The 17,138-nt window shown below is 68.2% G+C and carries 16 protein-coding genes; 2 read left to right on the plus strand and 14 right to left on the minus strand.

Annotation, left to right across the window (positions count from 1 at the left end):
• Positions 1-35: 35 nt before the first annotated feature.
• From ACO2RJ_RS18685 to ACO2RJ_RS18720, 8 genes are all read right to left on the minus strand, one after another.
• The gene (locus tag ACO2RJ_RS18685) at positions 36-1,433 is read right to left on the minus strand and encodes a sensor histidine kinase (RefSeq protein WP_423269680.1); all 1,398 of its coding nucleotides are present in this window, start codon (positions 1,431-1,433) and stop codon (positions 36-38) included.
• A complete protein-coding gene (locus tag ACO2RJ_RS18690; protein WP_423269681.1) occupies positions 1,430-2,170 on the minus strand; it encodes a response regulator in 741 nt (246 codons plus the stop codon). Before ACO2RJ_RS18690 ends, ACO2RJ_RS18685 begins: the two co-directional genes overlap by 4 nt.
• Complete coding sequence (locus ACO2RJ_RS18695; RefSeq protein ID WP_423269682.1) at positions 2,167-2,469, minus strand: hypothetical protein; 303 nt, start codon at positions 2,467-2,469, stop codon at positions 2,167-2,169. Before ACO2RJ_RS18695 ends, ACO2RJ_RS18690 begins: the two co-directional genes overlap by 4 nt.
• An 8-nt stretch (positions 2,470-2,477) precedes the next feature.
• Positions 2,478-3,335, minus strand: coding sequence for a MipA/OmpV family protein (locus ACO2RJ_RS18700; protein WP_423269683.1), 858 nt, complete (start codon positions 3,333-3,335; stop codon positions 2,478-2,480).
• A 146-nt stretch (positions 3,336-3,481) separates the two neighbouring features.
• Positions 3,482-3,820, minus strand: coding sequence for a hypothetical protein (locus ACO2RJ_RS18705; RefSeq protein WP_423269684.1), 339 nt, complete (start codon positions 3,818-3,820; stop codon positions 3,482-3,484).
• A 72-nt stretch (positions 3,821-3,892) separates the two neighbouring features.
• Entirely contained in the window at positions 3,893-4,498 is a 606-nt protein-coding gene (locus ACO2RJ_RS18710; protein ID WP_423269685.1) for a class I SAM-dependent methyltransferase, read from the minus strand.
• 356 nt (positions 4,499-4,854) lie between these two features.
• A complete protein-coding gene (locus ACO2RJ_RS18715) occupies positions 4,855-6,813 on the minus strand; it encodes a sensor histidine kinase (protein WP_423269686.1) in 1,959 nt (652 codons plus the stop codon).
• A 157-nt stretch (positions 6,814-6,970) separates the two neighbouring features.
• The gene (locus ACO2RJ_RS18720) at positions 6,971-7,435 is read right to left on the minus strand and encodes an Lrp/AsnC family transcriptional regulator (protein WP_423269687.1); all 465 of its coding nucleotides are present in this window, start codon (positions 7,433-7,435) and stop codon (positions 6,971-6,973) included.
• Positions 7,436-7,572: 137 nt separating this feature from the next.
• On the opposite strand from ACO2RJ_RS18720, the gene ACO2RJ_RS18725 reads away from it, so the two are divergent.
• Positions 7,573-9,966, plus strand: coding sequence for a 1-deoxy-D-xylulose-5-phosphate synthase N-terminal domain-containing protein (locus ACO2RJ_RS18725; protein ID WP_423269688.1), 2,394 nt, complete (start codon positions 7,573-7,575; stop codon positions 9,964-9,966).
• 22 nt (positions 9,967-9,988) lie between these two features.
• Here the strand turns inward: ACO2RJ_RS18725 and ACO2RJ_RS18730 are convergent, their stop codons facing one another.
• From ACO2RJ_RS18730 to ACO2RJ_RS18755, 6 genes are all read right to left on the minus strand, one after another.
• A complete protein-coding gene (locus tag ACO2RJ_RS18730; protein ID WP_423269689.1) occupies positions 9,989-11,065 on the minus strand; it encodes a diguanylate cyclase domain-containing protein in 1,077 nt (358 codons plus the stop codon).
• A 163-nt stretch (positions 11,066-11,228) separates the two neighbouring features.
• Positions 11,229-11,963, minus strand: coding sequence for a sulfotransferase family 2 domain-containing protein (locus tag ACO2RJ_RS18735; RefSeq protein ID WP_423269690.1), 735 nt, complete (start codon positions 11,961-11,963; stop codon positions 11,229-11,231).
• A 31-nt stretch (positions 11,964-11,994) separates the two neighbouring features.
• Entirely contained in the window at positions 11,995-14,346 is a 2,352-nt protein-coding gene (locus ACO2RJ_RS18740; RefSeq protein ID WP_423269691.1) for a glycosyltransferase, read from the minus strand.
• Positions 14,252-14,953, minus strand: a complete 702-nt coding sequence (locus ACO2RJ_RS18745; RefSeq protein ID WP_423269692.1) for an FkbM family methyltransferase — start codon at positions 14,951-14,953, stop codon at positions 14,252-14,254. Before ACO2RJ_RS18745 ends, ACO2RJ_RS18740 begins: the two co-directional genes overlap by 95 nt.
• A 100-nt stretch (positions 14,954-15,053) precedes the next feature.
• Positions 15,054-15,593, minus strand: coding sequence for a formaldehyde-activating enzyme (gene fae / locus ACO2RJ_RS18750; protein ID WP_423269693.1), 540 nt, complete (start codon positions 15,591-15,593; stop codon positions 15,054-15,056).
• 23 nt (positions 15,594-15,616) lie between these two features.
• Complete coding sequence (locus ACO2RJ_RS18755; protein WP_423269694.1) at positions 15,617-16,261, minus strand: carbonic anhydrase; 645 nt, start codon at positions 16,259-16,261, stop codon at positions 15,617-15,619.
• Positions 16,262-16,431: 170 nt separating this feature from the next.
• On the opposite strand from ACO2RJ_RS18755, the gene ACO2RJ_RS18760 reads away from it, so the two are divergent.
• Complete coding sequence (locus ACO2RJ_RS18760; RefSeq protein ID WP_423269695.1) at positions 16,432-16,977, plus strand: cytochrome b; 546 nt, start codon at positions 16,432-16,434, stop codon at positions 16,975-16,977.
• Positions 16,978-17,138: the final 161 nt, after the last annotated feature.

Here is a 17,138-nt window from a genome sequence, read left to right on the forward strand (position 1 = left end):
AGCGCAGGAGCGGGCTGGCGGCGACGCTGATGGGCTCAGGCCGCGGCGCCGACAGCCTTCGGCGGCGGTTCGCGAACGTAGCCGCCGCCCGTCGCCCCGAGGGGCGCGGGCAGATGCAGCCGCACGACCAGCCCCTGCGGCTCCGCGTCGAGCAGAACCATCGATCCGCCATGACCGCCGACCACGTCGTGGACGATGGACAGTCCGAGGCCGAACCCGCCTTGCGCGCCGGCCGACCGGCTGGCGTCGGCCTTGAAGAACGGCTCGAGCACCCTGACGCGCAGCTCCTCGGGGATACCCGGACCGTCGTCCGCGACCTCGATGCGGACGCTTCCGTCGGCGAGGGGTTTCAGGCGCACCGTGACGACATGGGCGAACTTGACGCCGTTTTCCACCAGGTTCGTCACCGCCCGGACGAGGGCCTGCGGCTTGCAGTCGAAGGCCAGCCGGTACGGGCCTTGGTAGGACACGGGGAAGTCCATGTTCGCGAAATCGTAGCAGACGGTCTGAAGGAGGCTCGGCAGGTCGACCCGCAGCGTCGCCTCGGACGCGACCTCCCGCTGCAGGTAGGTCAGCGTCTCCTGGATCATGGCGTCGATGCGGACGATGTCGGCGAGCATGGCGTCGCGCAGCGCGTCGTCGGACGACCGTTCGGCCCGCATGCGGAGGCGGGTCAGCGGCGTCCGAAGATCGTGGCTGATCGCCCGCACCATGCGCGTCCGTTCATCGATCATCTGCCGGATGCGCGCGCGCATGTCGTTCAGGGCGCGCGCGAGCAAGCTGATCTCCCGGACGCCCGTTTCCTCAAATGGCCGGTCGGGTCCGTCGTCGGGATCCAGCGCGTGGGCCGCTCGGGCGAACCGCGTCAGGGGGACCATGATCATGGTGTTGGCGTAGAAGGACAGCAGCAGCAGGGGGACGACCACGACGAAGATCTTCAGCACGAAATCCACCCGGTCTTCGTCGAGGAACGAGATCGGCGGCTGGGGTTCGGGCGAGAATGCGAGCACGTCGCCGTCCCCGAGCGTGACCGTGATGACCTGATCCCTCGCTCCGCCGGCGGCGGGGCGACGCACAGCGGGCGAAAGCGACGCCGGCAACTGGTTCCAGACGTCCTGGTGCAGGTCGTCGGCGGATTTGGCTTCGGCGAGCCCCTTCGACGCTTGTTCCGGCGGGAGCTTCTGGACCCCGAGGCCCGTCTTCGAGGTCATGGCGAGGATCGCGGCCGCCTCCTCGGCGGATTTCGCGGCGGCGACCTGCCCGACCACCAGCTGGATCCGGATCGCGACCTTGCTCGCGTAAGAGATGTCGTCCTGGATGGATGGCTGGATCAGCATTCCCACGAGCAGCGCGGTCAAGACGGGCCCGAGCGCCACGATCTGGATCTGGCGGCGGATCGACCCGGCGAGGAAACAGGACAACCACCCCGTCATGACGGTTCGACCATGGGCGTGAAGAGATAGCCGCCGAGCCTCACCGTCTTGATGAAGGCGGGATCCTTCGGGTTCGGTTCGATCTTCTGGCGGATGCGGCTGATATGGACGTCGACGCTGCGCTCGACGGGGCCGGCGACGCCCCCATGGGTCAGCCCAAGAAGCTGCTCCCGCGCCAGCACCTGGCCTGCGTTGAGGCACAGCGCGACCAGCAGATCGAATTCGGCGGTCGTCATGAACACCTGCGATCCGGCGGGGTCCACCAGGATGCGGGCGACCGGATCGATCCGCCAGCCCGCGAACGTCATCGGCCCCAGCCGATCGGGCCGCTCCGACCCATAGGCGGCGCGCCGCAGCAGGCCCTTGATCCGGGCGAGGAGCTCGCGGCTGTTGAAGGGCTTCGTGACGTAGTCGTCGGCTCCGAACTCCAGCCCGACGATGCGGTCGACGTCGGCGCCGAGCGCCGTGAGCATGATGATCGGGATCCGCGCCTCGGCGCGCAGGCGGCGGCAGATGCTGAAGCCGTCCTCTCCCGGCAGCATGACGTCGAGCACGATGAGGTCGAACGGCTGCCTGCGACGCGCCCGATCCATCTCCGCCCCCGACCCGACCGTGACCGCCGCAAAGCTGGCCTGCGCGAGGGTCTCCGCCAGCATGCCCGCGATGTCGCGGTCGTCCTCCACGATGAGGATCGTTCCCGCCGGCTCCGCTGCGTGGCTCTGCGTCTGCATGTTCATCGGCCGCCGTCGCCCGGATCTGGATCCTTACGTCTCACGATGCTGTCCGCCATGTCACGGCAGGTTTTATTTTGTTTTGTGAGGCCAGCCTCTCCGCCGATCCCTCCGCCGGTTCGGCACGAGGTCCAGGCGGTTTCGGCCGGATGCGCGAGGGGGAGCCGATCGCCCTTGGCGGGCCGGTTCGGGGCCTCGCGCATCGTCGCCAGCGGATCGCCGCTCCCGGCGTACCCCACGATCGGGGGCATGAGCAGCAGCAGGGCCCACAGGCATCGAGGCGGACGGCCGATCTTGCGCAGCATGGCGGGCCTCAAAACCGATACCCGACCATCAGCAGGGCGGAGGGCTGCGCCTTTTTCTCCACGATCGGGCTGTCCTTGGCGTCCCCCACGAGATAGCCCAGTCCTGCCTGGCCCCGCAGGAGCCAATGCTCGTCGATCAGGTAGGTGGCTGAAGCCTGGACGTCGACGCGCTTGATCCCGGCCTCGGCCCGGTATCGCGACAGGCCGGAGCGGGCGGACTGCCGCCGGGTGACCCCGAAATAGGCTTCCATGTGGTTGTCGTCGGCCCAGGTCGCGGAGGCCTCCGCCGACAGGATGACGGGTCCGAACACGCCGGTCGCCTCGGCCCCGACGATGGCGAGGAGGCCCTCGCTGCCGCCGACCGTCTTGTCGAGGGCCGCAGTGAACTTCACCGGACCCAGGGCGTAGGCCGCCGTCGCGCCGACGACGCCGCCGGCGTTCACGTCGCCGAGGCCCCTCAGGTGGCGGTCGTCGCCGTCGTCGCGGCCAAGCTCGTAGCCGCCGCGCGCCGCGAGGGTGAAGGACTCGGTCTGAAGGACCTCCACCGAGACGCCGAGCGGGTCCACGTTCACCCGGTCGGCGAACCGGGCCTTGAACAGCGGAACGGGAATGACCTTGACGTCCTTGGCCCCCTCGAACTTCGGCGCGATGATCGCGCCGCCTCCGAGGATGACCTTCCACTCGGAGAACCTCTCCGCGATGTAGTCGAACCGGCTGAAATCGCTGGGACTGGAGACGCTTCCTGCGCCTGGGGCCGCTTGAGCGTCGGCCGCGGCGGCTTCCGACGACAGCAGCAGCGAGGCTCCGAGCGCCGCGGTCCGCGCCATCGCGCGGGCGAAGGTGTGGGTGGCGTTGGCGAGATGCATCCGGCGCGCTCCTGGATTCGGGCCAGCGCATTCCGGGCTGCGTTACGCCGCGCCCGTCACTGGCTGGTCCGGACCCTGGAGCGCCGGGCCGTTGCGTTGGATTGAGTGATGTTAAGAGTTGTTTCGGGCGTTCGCGTCGCCGGCGGTCAATGCGCCCGCAGTCCCGACAGGGAGACCAATCCGGCCGCCTCAAGCCAGGTGTTCCAGCGATCCTCGAGCGCCGCCAGCGCCTGCTCCTTGGTGGCGGCCACGCCTCCGAAAGGCGGCGCTGCGCCCGGTTTCGCTCGGGCGTCGGGAACGACGAGCAGCGCCCAAAGCCAGCGGTCCTCGTCCGTGAACAGCAGCCCGCCAATGGCGACGTCCAGGGAAAACACCGTGCAGACACGGTGGTCCCCATGTTCGATCGATTTGAGCATGGCGGTCAGGATTCGGTTCGACTGCCTGGGCGCGGGCGAGGTCCGATTCCCCTCGAGCCGGCGCGCCACGGCGTGATCGTCCGCGCGTCGGCTTGGCGAGGCTGCGTCGTCGGCGTGCTCGTCGGGCCGCGGGTCACGTGGTTATCTCCATCCTTCCAATGACGGGCGACAGGCGCGGCGCTCTATTCTGTAAACCGAGGCCGGCGGCACGTTCGCGAGCGCCCAGCCAACGCGCTTCGCCTTCAGTCCCAGCCGGTCGAGAAGGGGGCGGGGGACCGGGCACCTCGGCCCATAGGTGACCTGGTAGAACGCGCCCCCCGGACGCAGGTGGCCGAACGCGCCCTCGAGGATCGCGAAGATCTTCCGCGGCGTCATCGAGAGCAGCGTCAGCCCGCTCACCACGGCCCCCGCCTGTTCGCCGCCGAACAGCTGCAGCCGACGAAGCCGCGAGGCGTCCATCCAGAAGATGCGAGCGTCGGGGAAGCGCACGTCCAGCAACGTGGCGAAGTCCGGGCCCGCCTCGATCAGGGCCAGCCGACGCTCCGGAACGCCGCGCTCGATCAGCGCCTGGGTGAAGACGCCCGTCCCGGGACCGAGCTCGATGACGTTGCCGGTTTCCGGGCCGATGTCTGCGGTCATAGCTCTCGCGAGCGTGGCGCCGGAGGGGAAGACGGCGCCGACGCGCAGGGGCGCGGTCAGCCACTCCCTGAGGAAGGTGAAGCCGTCAAAAGTCTGCGCGGCGGTCATGGATCAAATCCCCTGATGACGGGCGAATCGCCGGCGGCTTCGAAGTCGGCGCCCGCCGTCCTAGTGATCCGTAGAGTGCGCCGCCGCCTTATTGCGTTGGATTGAGAGATGTTAAGAGTTGTTGCCGCCACTCGGAGGACCAGCCTGCAATAAGTCTCAACCGGACTTCCGGAACGCGTGTTCTCCGCCTGGTGTAGATGAAGGGCGACTTCCGCCTCGGCTCATCCGACTGAACAACGTCGCGGCGTGATCAAGCCGAAGCCGCTTCGCGCCGGGGCGACGATCCCTGACCGTCGGCGCGCGTTAGGCGCGATCGCCGCGCCGACGCCGGTCGGGTGCTTCGATCCCGGCCAGGCTCAATCCGACGCCGCGAGCCGGTCGAGGGGCGCCACGATCTCGCAGGTCGCTCCGTCTGCAGGGAAGGTCAGGCGGGTCGTCGCGCCGAGCTGTCTCGCAAGCCCGCGTTCGAGAAGCTTCGAACCGAACCCTTGCCGGGTCGGCGCCACGACGGCCGGGCCTCCGCTCTCGGACCATGTGAGCCGCACCGTCTCGGCGCCGCGCTCGCCGGTGACGCGCCAGGAGACCGCGACCCGGCCCGAGGCGTTGGACAGGGCGCCGTATTTGGCGGCGTTGGCGCCGAGCTCGTGCATCATCAGCATCAAAGGCAACGCGGCCCTGGAGCCGACCTCGAGGTCCGGCCCGTCCGTCGAAACCCGGTCGGGACGATCCGCGATCAGCTCGACTGCGCGCGCGACGATCGAGGAAAGCTGCGCCGCGTTGGCCGAGCCCGCGAGCAGGATGTCGTGGGCCTTGCTCAACGCCACGAGCCGGCTGAACAGCTTCTCCCGTGCCTCCTCCAGCCCGCCGGCTGAACGCAGCGTTTGCGCCGCCAGGGCCTGGACCATGGCGAGCAGGTTCTTCATGCGATGGCTGAGCTCCAAATTGAGCAGCCGCTGGCGCTCCTCCTCAGCCTTCCGCTCCGTATTGTCGAGCATGGCGCCGATCATGCGCAGCGGCCGGCCCTTCTCGTCGCGAATGACGCTGCCGCGATCGAGGACGTCGGCGTAGAGACCGTCGGCGCGCCGGAAGCGATACTCATGCTGCCATTCGTGGCCCGGACCCTCGATCACCGTGCGGATGTCTTCGAACGTCCGGGCGCGGTCGTCGGGATGGATGCGGTCGACCCACCATTGCGGCGCCGGATCGACCTCCTCGAGGAGGTAGCCATAGGCGACCGTCAGCGCGTCGTTCCAAAGCACCGCGCCGGTCGCGAGATCCCAATCCCAGATGACGTCCTTGGTCATCCTGCCGACGAGGCGGTAGCGATCGAGCGTCGCCGAGACGGCGGCGGCGGCGGACCGGCGGGCCGTGACGTCGCGCACGGTTCCGACGAGGCGCGTGGCCTCTCCGTCCGCGAACGTCGCGATGCCGCGCGCCGCGATCCAACGCGCCGCGTCGCCGTGGGGCCCGACGGTTCGGTACTCCTGCTCGAAAATCCCGGACCCCGATGCGTCGAGCGACGCGCGCACGGCGCGGTCCGCAGCGACGCGATCGTCGGGGTGGAGCCTGTTCAGAAAGCTCGCCTCGTAGGTCACGGGCGCGTCCGGCGGGACGCCGAACAGCTCGCGGGTGCGCGCGTCCCAGTCGAGGCGGCCGGCGACGAGATCGTAGTCGAAAATGCCGATCTGGGTGGCGTCGATCGCCAGCCGAAGCCTGAGCTCGCGCTCCTGCGCCTTGGCTGCCGCCTCCGCCCTCCGCAGCAGGATCTGGGCCTGCTCGGCGAGTTCGTCGCCGCTTTTCGCCAGGACGCGTCGAAGCGCGAGCATGGCCATGACCTGCCGGCCCAGCGCCAGGAGCGCGCCTCTTTGACCGGCGGTCAGACCGTTCGGACGCGGCGCGACGTCGAGAACGCAGAGGGTGCCGAGGGGCTGGCCCTCCGGCGTGCGCAGAACCACGCCGGCGTAGAACCGAACGAAGGGATCGTGCGTCACGAGCGTGTTGCCGCGGGTTCGCCGGTCCTTCGTAAGGTCGGGAACCACGAGGATCTCGGGTTCGAGCAGGGCATGCGCGCAGACGGACTGTTCGAGCGGCGTCTGACAGCCTTCAAATCCCACGCGCGCCTTGAACCACTGCCGGTCGGCGGCGACGAAGCTGACAAGGGCGACCGGAGCCTGGCAAATCTCGCAGGCGACCGTGACGATGTCGTCGAACCCTTCCTCGGCCGACGTGTCGAGAATGCCGTAGCTCGCGAGCGCGACGAGGCGCTCGGGGTCTCTGACGATCGCAGGCGGGGCGGCTGACTCAGATTCGGACATGTCGGGGCGCATGAGAGGGTGGATCCGGCGGGACCGATCCAGGTCTCCTGAACGCGCAAGCCCGATCGGCGGCACGATACTGGACGGGGCCCGCCGCGCAACGCAATTCAGGTGACGTCGCACGTCACGAGCGACACGCCCGACGGCGCAGGCCCGGTCACGCCACGGGAAGCGCCTCGGCGTGCTTGACCTGGCCCAGCGCAAAACTGGTCTCGATCGAGGCGACGCCGTCCAGCCGGGTCAGCTTCTCCTTGAGGAAGACCTCGTAGGCCGCGAGGTCGCGGACGACGATCCGCATAAGATAGTCGCGCTGCCCGGTCATGAGATAGCAGTCGACGACCTCCGGCCAGCGCGCCACGGCGCGCGAGAACCGTTCGAGATCCTCCTCGCTCTGCCGCGCGAGCTTGATCGAGGCGAAGGCGCTGACGGGCAGGCCGACCTTCCCCTGGTCGACGATCGCGGCGTAGCCCTTGATCACGCCGTCGCGCTCGAGCAGCCGGATGCGGCGCGCGCAAGGGGACGGCGACAGGCCGACCCGCTCGGCGATCTCATGCGTCGCCATCCGCGCGTCGGCCTGGACGAGCGCCAGAATCTTCCGATCGATGGCGTCGAGCGTGCGCATTGGCGTTGCATCCCGGAAAAGGCGGGCGGAGTGGCGGATCGAGCCAAAGGAAGCGCCAAGATAAGCCGAGATTGGCCGCCTCAGCCAGCAGATCCCGCTTAGACTTCCAAGCTCCGAACGATCGCCGGAGACCCGCAATGTCCGATCCTCGCCTGCCGATCCTCTCCGCGCTGGAACGCAAGGTGCTGTGGCTCGCGACCTGGACGATCCACAACGCCAACCACCTGCGCGACAATCCGGACGGGTTGAAGGTCGGCGGCCACCAGGCGTCTTCGGCCTCGCTCGTGACCCTCATGACGGCGCTCTATTTCGCGATCCTGCGTCCCGAGGACCGCGTCGCGGTGAAGCCGCATGCGAGCCCCGCCTTTCACGCCATCCAATATCTGTTCGGCGCGCAGAGCCGCGAGAAGCTGGAAACCTTCCGCGGCTTCGGCGGCGCGCAGTCCTACCCCTCCCGAACCAAGGACGTCGACGACGTCGATTTCTCGACCGGGTCGGTCGGCCTCGGCGTGGCGCAGACGCTGTTCGCCGCGCTGACGCAGGACTATTTGCGGGCCAAAGGCTGGGGCGCGGCCCGTCCCGAAGGCAAGATGGTCGCGCTGCTCGGCGACGCCGAGATGGACGAAGGCAACATCTTCGAAGCGCTGCTGGAAGGCTGGAAGCACGGCGTCCGCAACACGTGGTGGATCGTCGACTACAACCGCCAGAGCCTCGACGCCGTCGTGCGCGAAGGTCTGTGGGCGCGCTTCGAGGCGATGTTCCGCAACTTCGGTTGGGACGTCGTCATCCTGAAGCACGGCGCGAAGCAGCGCGCGGCCTTCGCCGAGCCCGGCGGCGAGGCGCTGCGGGCGTGGATTGAGTCCTGCCCCAACCAGACCTACGCCGCGCTCACCTTCCAGGGCGGCCGCGCGTGGCGGAAGCGCCTGACCGACGACCTCGGCGACCAGGGGCCGGTTTCCGCCCTGATCGAGCGCCGCAGCGACGACGAACTCGCCGAGCTCATGTCGAACCTCGGCGGCCATGATCTCGAATCGATCCTCGCCGCTTTCGAGGAGGCCCGGACCCACGACCGGCCGACCTGCTTCATCGCCTACACGGTCAAGGGCTTCGGCCTGCCGCTCGCGGGCCACAAGGACAACCACGCCGGCCTGATGACGCCGGCGCAGATCGACGTGCTGCGGAAGGCCATGGACGTGCGCGAGGGCCGGGAGTGGGACCGGTTCGAAGGCCTCGACATTCCCGAAGCGGAGCTCGACGCCTTCCTCGCCGCCGCGCCCTTCGTCCAGGAGGGAACGCGCCGCTTCACCGCGCCGGCCTACGCCGTGCCGGAGCGGCTCGCCGCGCCGAGCCAGCCGACGATGTCGACCCAGCAGGGGTTCGGCCTGCTGATGCACGAGCTCGCCAAGGGAGACAGCGACGTCGCCCGGCGCATCGTCACGACCTCGCCGGACGTCACGGTCTCGACCAATCTGGGCGCTTGGGTGAACCGGCGCGGGCTGTTCGCCCGCGAGGCGATGGCGGACGTGTTCAAGTCCGAACGGATCCCCTCGACCTACAACTGGTCGTTTTCGCCCGACGGCCAGCATCTCGAGCTCGGCATCGCCGAGATGAACCTGTTCCTCGCGCTGTCCGCGCTCGGCCTGTCGCATTCGCTGTTCGGCGAGCGCCTGATCCCGGTCGGCACGCTCTACGATCCGTTCATAGAGCGCGGTCTCGATGCGCTGAACTACGCCTGCTACCAGGACGCCCGCTTCATCCTCGTCGCGACCCCGTCGGGCGTGTCGCTGGCGCCCGAGGGCGGCGCGCACCAGTCGCTCAAGACGCCCTTGATCGGAATGGCGCAGGACGGGATCGCGAGCTTCGAGCCGGCCTTCGTCGACGAGCTCGGGATCGTGCTGCGCTGGGCGCTCGACTACGTGCAGCGCTCCGGCGAGGGCCATGAGGACGCGCCCGGCCTGCTGCGCGACGAGACCGGGGGTTCGGTCTATCTCCGCCTCTCGACGCTGCCGTTGGAGCAGCCGACGCGGGCGGTCGACGACGGCCTCGCGACGCAGATCGTCGACGGCGGCTACTGGCTGCGGAAGCCGGGGCCGAACGCTGAGGTGGTCGTCGCCTATTCCGGCGTGATCGCGCCCGAGGCGATCGCCGCGGTCGGCCTGATGGCGGAGGATCGCCGCGACGTCGGCCTGCTCGCGATCACCTCCGCCGACCGGCTGTTCGCCGGCTGGACGGAAGGGCGCCGGGCGCACGAGATCGGCGCCGCAGTCGAGCAGTCGCATGTCGAGCGGTTGTTCGAGGACATCCCGCAGGACTGCCGTCTGATCACTGTGCTCGACGGCCACCCCGCGACGCTGGGCTGGCTGGGATCCGTAAAGGGCCACCGCACGCGCGCGCTCGGGGTCGAACGGTTCGGCCAGACCGGGACGGTCGCGGACCTTTACCGCCACCACCGGATCGACGCCCGCGCGATTGTCGCGGCCGCCGAGGCGCTCGCGCCCGGCCGACCGATGCGCAACCTCCGGACGGTGTGAAGCGCCGGCGGCCGCCGCCCGTTCAGACCACCCCCGCAGCCTGCGCCGGAGCCTCGGCGACCACGCAGCGCGATTTGCCCGCGGTCTTCGCGAGGTAGAGCGCCGTGTCAGCGACGTCGAGCAGGTCCGGCACGTCCTCGCCGTGGTCCGGCGCGAGCGCGACGCCCACGCTGACGCCGACGCGCACGACCAGGCCCTGGCCGAGATCGTAAGGCTGGCCGATCTCCTGGATCAGACGCTCGCCGAAGCTGGACGCCTGGCGCCGGTCCACCCCGCGCGCGACGACGACGAATTCGTCGCCGCCAATCCGCGCGGCGAAATCCCCCGAGCGCAGCAAGGTCCGAAGCCGGTCCGCGGCGCAGGTCAACAGCCGGTCGCCGGCGGCGTGGCCGTGACCGTCGTTCACGGCCTTGAACCCGTCGAGGTCGAGATAGAGCAGCGCGACGCGCCGATCGGCGCGCTCCTCGATCGCATGCATGAGGCCGACGCGGTTCGGGAGTCCGGTGAGCGCGTCGTGGCGGGCCAGGTGCTGGTTTTCCGCCTGGGCCCGCATGGTCGTCACCAGCAGGCCGTTCAGCTTGTAGGCCGCCATCCGCATGCTGACGAGATAGAACGGGATCTGGACGAAGGTCGCGACCATGATCCACTCGCCGGTGAACGGCGCGGCGAGGCAGGTGGGCCCGAGGCTGAGCACGATCATCGCCGCGGCGAGCCTCGGCGCGCCGAAATTGCGGAAGCAGACGCCGCCGACCATGGCGGCCGCCGACATGCAGGCGAGCGTCGCGATCACCCAATCGCCGCTCAACAGGCTGATGAAGGCGCCGAAGCCCACGCTGCCCGCCCAGCAGACGCCGAGCAGCAGATAGACGTCGGTCGGCGTCGGGCGGCCGCGCGCCGCGTTGCGAAAGCAGGTCAGCAGCACGACCAGTCGAAGCGCGCAGATCGCAACCTCGACGGCGAGCCATCCCAGGAACACGGGCGTCGCCATGCGGCCGGCGATGATGGCGGCGACCATGATCGAGTTCACGACGCCGCCGGCGAAGATCGGCAGGGTTCCGAACAGCGAAGCGATCAGGGCGCGCCGAATGTCGTCAGGCACGTCCGGTCCGGGCTCCGCGAGCCACCGGGTGATCCGCCACCTGGGCAGACTGAAGCTGAAACCGTCCGTCGGCATGAGCCGAGAGAAGGCCGCGATCTTGCTAATCGACCGTTAAATAAGCTCGCTTTTCGCGCAAGCACGACGTTCGAAGGTGGCGGACGTCTCAGGCGCCGCCGCCGGGCTCGACAGTCTGAGCGTCGCGCAGGTCGAAGCCCGGGCGCGACTTCCGCACCCCTCCCCCGCTTGAGCGCATCGCGTCGCCGAAGGTCTCGTAGTCGGTCGCGTAATGCGCCTCGAGCTTGCGGATCTGCGCCGGCGTGAGGTCGTCGCGGCGCGCCTTCGGCCCGTCGGCCTGGCGGTGCGGCAGCGTGATCTCGCGCCCGGTCGTCGCCTGCAGGAACTGCACGAGCTGCGGCAGCTGGCTGATGTCGAACAGCAGATGGAAGAACTGCGGCGATGGTCCGAGAAACTCGACCAGCGGCAGCGCGTGCAGGCGCACCGAGGGGCTCATCTCGAGATAATCCTCGAGCCGGTCGAGGAAGGTCGTGAGGTCGGGATCGAAGGCGAGCTTCTTCGCCCGCATGGAAGCGACGTCGGCTTTCGCCTCCGACAGTTCGCCATGATGAACGACACGGTTGCCCCAGGTCGACAGCAGCCGGTCGATCGGGTCCCGCACGACCGCGAAGCGCAGCATGTCGGCATAGGCCTCATGCTCGACCTTCGAAAACAGCGGCGTGCCGTAGGCCTGGTGGATGTGGGTGCGGCCGCCGTCGGGCTTCTCTTGGCCGACGAAGCCCGCGCCGGTCCTCAGACGATGCATGACATGCTTGAGCGACGTGTTCGCGACCTTGGGCGCCGGGTAGTAGCAGATCCCGAAGCGCCAGACCGGAATGGCCATGCGACGTCCTCTTGCGAGCGGCTGGGCGCGGTCACAGGTTCCGGCCGAACACGAGGCGGCCGACGAATCTGAACAGCGGATTTCGCGAATCCCGGATGTAGGACCGGGGAGCCCGAAGCATCTTCTGCCTTAGGCGGGCGGGATAGCACAGCGCGACGAAGGACTGGAGCTGGAGCAGCAGCACAGCCCGCGCGCGCGACAGCTGCGGCGGGTCCATGGCGCGCGATTCATCGTTGAGATTCAGCCGCGCGGCGCCGTAGCTCTTGCGCTCGAACGATCCGGACTGGCGCATGCGGCCGAGCTCATAGCTCCGGCCGTCGAGGCGCAGCGTCGTGATCAGGATGTTTTGGTAGGCGTGGATCTTCCGGGTCGGCGTCTCGCGAATGTCGTCGTCGGCCACGAAGGTCGAATATTTGCGGAATAGGAACCACGCACAGAGGCGCTCCACGGCGTTCACCGGAGGCGCCGGCGGACGACCGGCCGCAAGCGTCACCGCTTCAGCCAGGCTTGCGGCGCGGCGGCCGGTTCCGCCGATATTGTAAAAGGCGTTGCCTACGGTGACGACAGGCTTCTCGTGCAGGATCGCAAGGAGACCGACGCCCGAATTGTAGCACACGACCGCTTCCGCCTGGTCGATCAGACTGTGGATGTTGTCGTCATGGGCGGCGAGCACGGCGTTCGGCGCGACCGGCAGGCTCTGGTCGCCCGCAAGCGGATGCGCCTTGATCAGGAAGAGCACGTCCGGACGGTCCGCTACGACCTTCGCCAGGTTTTCCGCGAAGGCGTCGTAACGCTCGGCGTCGCGCACGAACATGGTCACAGCCATGTCTTCGGGGAGTTGCAACGGGATGAAGACGACGGGGCGAGAGGCCTGCGCGTCGCGGCCATCAAGCGCCGCACGGGCCTCTGCGAGGCGAGCGCGAAGCCGCTCGTCGCTCTCCGCGTAGCCCGCACCCTGCTCCAACGCGCGGCCGCCGCAGCGGAGATCCGTCATATACGCGCGCGCGGCGCGCAGTTCGGCTTCGCTGAAACGCTCGCTTTCGAACGCGGCTTCCGAGAACGACTCGTCGACATAGGCGACGTCGGGCGCGTAGTAGACGGTTCCCGGCAAGGCTCCGCGCTCGATCACGATCGTCTCGACGCCCAGCGCGCGGGCTTTGTCGAACAGGCCGCGCACACTCTGGTGACTTTTCATATACGGGTTGAACACCGCGAACGCGTCAATCTCGCCGCTGTCCAACATCCCGTCGACGCGCGCGATTTCGTCCGCCGACTTCTCAAGCAGCGGATCAAGCCGGTAGCCCGCGGCCCTCAGCGGCGTGAAGTAGCCATCATGGCTCGGATCCAAGCACACGCACGCCGCAGTTTTCGAGCGAGGCAAGAAATCGACGGCGAGAAGCCTGCGCCAGTCGCCGAGATAGGTCTCGAAGCGTTCTGCGAGCTTCTCGCGCTTCCAGTCGTTGTTCACCCGCCAATCGTCGTCCTCGGGGCGAGGATGCCAGAGATGGAACGCCTTAAGGCCCGTGAGCTCGCTCGGGAAGCAGATCACCTCAAGCAAACGACGGTAGCCGCGATAGGTCTTAGGTTTGAAGAAATCGGCGCGAGCCGGACTGTAACAGCTATCATCAATACGGCGAGGCATCCTATAGAAGCGCGCATGAATCGCGGCGCGCGCGAGGAACTCGAAGTCTTCCGAGCCGTGGCCGCGAAAATTCTCATCATAGCCGCCGATGAGTTCGAAGAAGGCGGCGTTGATCAGGAACACGTTCGAGTAAGGAGCGACAAACTCGAGCTCCTTGCCGAACGTCTCGTAGACTGAGCGGAACGCGCAGCGCTCAAGCGCCGCGTCCCGATCATCCGACGCCTGCCAGAGGGCGGTAGCCGCCTCGGTCAAATGATAGGCTGGCAAGTTGAGGATCTGGTCGATCCGCTCGCGGAGTTCCAGCGTGACGATAAGCCGTTCAAGCCGCAAAAAGTCGCTTGAAAGGAACGTGAAATCAATGTCGGAAAACAGCACGAACGGCTGCGTGGCGGCGCGAAAGCCAATGTTTCGCGCCTTGGCGAGCGAAAACACCGCGGGATCGTCGACGAAGACGTAGGTGAGCCGAAAGCGGTCGCAGGCCTCTTCGATCGCGGCGGCGAAAGGGGGCTGGGAGCCGAAATCGACGACGATCGTCTCGGGGGTGGCGGCGCGATCGTCCCGGCGCAGAAGCTCGAGGCGGTCGAGGACCCAGGGGTTGCCGGCGTGCAGCCGGACCGAGACGACGATGCTGAAGGAGAACGCGGCGTCAGGCGGCTCCGGCCGTTCGCGCGCGGACGGGCGCGATGCGTTCGAAGGCGACGATCGGGCCGCCGGAAACGTCGCAGGAATAGGCGTACCCAAGCGCAAACATCCTCGTAAAAACGCCATTCAGCTCATCGGGGCGCAACACCCGCGCGTGGAGCTCCATCACCACGGCGCGCGCGTCAAGCGCATCGATCGCGGAGATCAGGTCATGCTCGCCGCCCTCGATGTCGATGATGACGACGTCCGGCCGGACCTCCGCCATCACGCTCATCACCGGCGTCATCGGCACGGAAATCTCCGCCAGCGCGCGTCGCGTCCTCCTGGTCGTCGAACCCCAAAAATGCGCCGCAATATAGAACGGCGCCTCGCCGTCCCGGTCGGCCAGTATCGCGTTGCGGACGTCGACCGCAACGCCGTTCATGTCATGCAGCCGCCTGATGACCGGCAACAGCTCCGGATTGGCTTCGTAGGCCACGACCTTCGAGGCCATGGCGACCTTCGCGCAGTAGCACGACAGGAAGCCGATCCCGGCGCCGACTTCAAGGATCACGTCGCCCGGCCGCGCAAGCTTCGCGACCGCCCGCGCCTCGCGCGTTTCGTAGCGTCCGGCCTCGATCGAGGCGCGGATGCGGTCCGTCAGCACGGCGATGTCCAACGGAATGTTGACGCCGAGATGCTCGATCGTGCGCTCGCGGGTCAGCATCGGCGGGTCTCCGGACGCGCGCGACGTTCTCCGCGCGCATCCGCCATCGATACCCGCCGCGCATGTCAGTCTCGCAACAGTCGAGGCCGGTTCGCGGCGGTCAATAGTCGACGACGCCGTCGAGCGCGTAATGCTTGACCGTCTTCCGGTTGGCGATGAGCTCGTCGATCGTCGGCTCCCCCGTCATGGCGCGGCGGATCGCGAGCTTCGTCGCTTCGTAATTGGTCCGGTAGAGATCGGCCTTGTCGAGATTGGGATCCTCGGCGCAGCGCAGATCGAGCCAGATCGTGATGATGATGCAGATCTTGTCGACGACGTCCTTCGGGATCACGCCCTCGATCACGCAGTCGACGATCGCGTCGCCGGTCGCGCCCTGCACGACGCCGCCGAGCAAATCGACATATTCCGCCGACGGGATCGTCACCTTGCTGGTCATGATCGCGGCGGGGCGGACGAGCTGGTTCAGGTCGCGCACCACGAACATGCGGGTGTGGCCGACCGTCTGGCCGAGCATCGACGCGAAGGCGTGACCGACCGGCCCGTCGACCGAGCCGATCAGCACCTCCGGCATCGCGTCCGTGGCCTGGCCTTCGACTGCGAGCACGGTGGCCTCGCCGGTGCGGAAGATGATGTCGGTCATGGAGTCTCCTGATCGCTTCGAGGTCATTCGGCCGGGACGTCGGCCCAGAAGCCGCTGCCGACCCGGCAGCGAAGGCAGCCGTCGGCGACGCCGAAATGCATGCCGGTGAGCGCCAGGGAGCCGTCTTCAACGCGTTCGCGCACCCATGGGAAGGTCATGAGGTTCTCGATCGTGACGTCGACGCAGGCCTCTTCGCCCGCGCGCTCGCGGGCCGTTCCCGTCAGCTCGGGGTCGACGGCGGAACGGGCGCGTTCGGCGATCCGCATCCAGCTCGCCACGAAGTCGGCGGCCTCCGGCGGGGCGCCGTCGAACAGCGCCTTGACGCCGCCGCAGCCGGCATGGGCGAGCACCACGATGCGCTCCACTCCGAGCACGCGCACGGCGAACTCCAAGGCCGCGCTCGAGCTGTGATGGCTGCCGTCCGGCGTGTAGGTCGGCGCCAGCGCCGCGACGTTGCGCAGCACGAACAGCTCGCCGGGCTCGGCTCCCAGGATCTGCTGCGGATCCACCCGGCTGTCGGAGCAGCCGATGACCATGATTTTCGGCGACTGGCCCTTCGCCAGCCGCTCGAAGCGCCGTCGCAGGTCCGGCCACGCTTCGGCGCGGAAGCGCCGGTAGCCGTCGAACAGGGCGTCGAGAGTGCCGCCCGTGCGTTCAGCGTCTCCCATGCTCATTTTCCCCTCATGGTTTCCGGCCGCACCCATCACGCAGGGGCACGTCCCGTCAATCGCGCAGACGGTCGCGCCTCTCCGGACCATCCGTCGCGCCCGGACGACCTCGAAGTCAGATTAGAAAGATTCTATTGATGGTCGAGGCGTCACGTCGAGGAACCTGATCCATGAGCGCCGCTCCCCTGAGGCCGGCCGGCGGCGAATACGCGACGACGGCCAAGGTTCTGCACTGGGTGGTCGCGGTCGTCGTGATCGGCCTGATCGTCGTCGGAATCGGCCGCGAGTTCATGCCGAAGGGCCCGACCCGCGATTTCATGACGATGCTGCATAAGGCGACGGGCATCATCGTCGGGGCCCTGATGCTCCTGAGATTCGCCTGGCGGCTGACGTCGCCGCCGCCGCCGTCCGAGCCCTATCTGCCGCGCTGGCAGATCGGCCTGTCCCACGCGGTGCACTGGTCGCTTTATGCGATCCTGCTCGCCATGCCCGTCATCGGCTGGGTCGCGTCGAACGCCAGCGGCCGCCCGGTGAGCATGTACGGCCTCTTCGACCTTCCGTCCTTGTCCGCCGAAGACAAGCCGTTCGGCGAAAGCCTGTTCGATCTGCATGGTCTGCTGGGCTACCTCGCGGCCGGGCTGATCGCGCTCCATGTCGGCGCGGCGCTGTATCACCGGATTGTCAAGCGGGACGGCGTTCTCGCCCGCATGACCTGACGCTCAGGGCGTTATTCCCGGCCGCCCCCGGGCCGGTCCGGCCCTGAGGCGTTGCCGAGCGTCTTCGTCCCCCTAAATGACGGCGTCCCGCCCCTACCCGGCTTCCGTCCGCCGTGGCATAGCGCGGCGGCGGAGCCCGTTCGCGACGGGCGCATTGAAGG

This window comes from Hansschlegelia sp. KR7-227 (assembly GCF_049446035.1).
Taxonomy (GTDB): Bacteria; Pseudomonadota; Alphaproteobacteria; order Rhizobiales; family Methylopilaceae; genus Methylopila.

Bases quoted from the DNA above. Each gene is read 5' to 3' on its own strand.
- ACO2RJ_RS18685 (WP_423269680.1), bottom strand. From the start codon at position 1,433: ATGACGGGGTGGTTGTCCTGTTTCCTCGCCGGGTCGATCCGCCGCCAG.
- ACO2RJ_RS18690 (WP_423269681.1), bottom strand. From the start codon at position 2,170: ATGAACATGCAGACGCAGAGCCACGCAGCGGAGCCGGCGGGAACGATC.
- ACO2RJ_RS18695 (WP_423269682.1), bottom strand. From the start codon at position 2,469: ATGCTGCGCAAGATCGGCCGTCCGCCTCGATGCCTGTGGGCCCTGCTG.
- ACO2RJ_RS18700 (WP_423269683.1), bottom strand. From the start codon at position 3,335: ATGCATCTCGCCAACGCCACCCACACCTTCGCCCGCGCGATGGCGCGG.
- ACO2RJ_RS18710 (WP_423269685.1), bottom strand. From the start codon at position 4,498: ATGACCGCCGCGCAGACTTTTGACGGCTTCACCTTCCTCAGGGAGTGG.
- ACO2RJ_RS18715 (WP_423269686.1), bottom strand. From the start codon at position 6,813: ATGTCCGAATCTGAGTCAGCCGCCCCGCCTGCGATCGTCAGAGACCCC.
- ACO2RJ_RS18720 (WP_423269687.1), bottom strand. From the start codon at position 7,435: ATGCGCACGCTCGACGCCATCGATCGGAAGATTCTGGCGCTCGTCCAG.
- ACO2RJ_RS18725 (WP_423269688.1), top strand. From the start codon at position 7,573: ATGTCCGATCCTCGCCTGCCGATCCTCTCCGCGCTGGAACGCAAGGTG.
- ACO2RJ_RS18735 (WP_423269690.1), bottom strand. From the start codon at position 11,963: ATGGCCATTCCGGTCTGGCGCTTCGGGATCTGCTACTACCCGGCGCCC.
- ACO2RJ_RS18745 (WP_423269692.1), bottom strand. From the start codon at position 14,953: ATGCTGACCCGCGAGCGCACGATCGAGCATCTCGGCGTCAACATTCCG.
- fae (WP_423269693.1), bottom strand. From the start codon at position 15,593: ATGACCGACATCATCTTCCGCACCGGCGAGGCCACCGTGCTCGCAGTC.
- ACO2RJ_RS18755 (WP_423269694.1), bottom strand. From the start codon at position 16,261: ATGGGAGACGCTGAACGCACGGGCGGCACTCTCGACGCCCTGTTCGAC.
- ACO2RJ_RS18760 (WP_423269695.1), top strand. From the start codon at position 16,432: ATGAGCGCCGCTCCCCTGAGGCCGGCCGGCGGCGAATACGCGACGACG.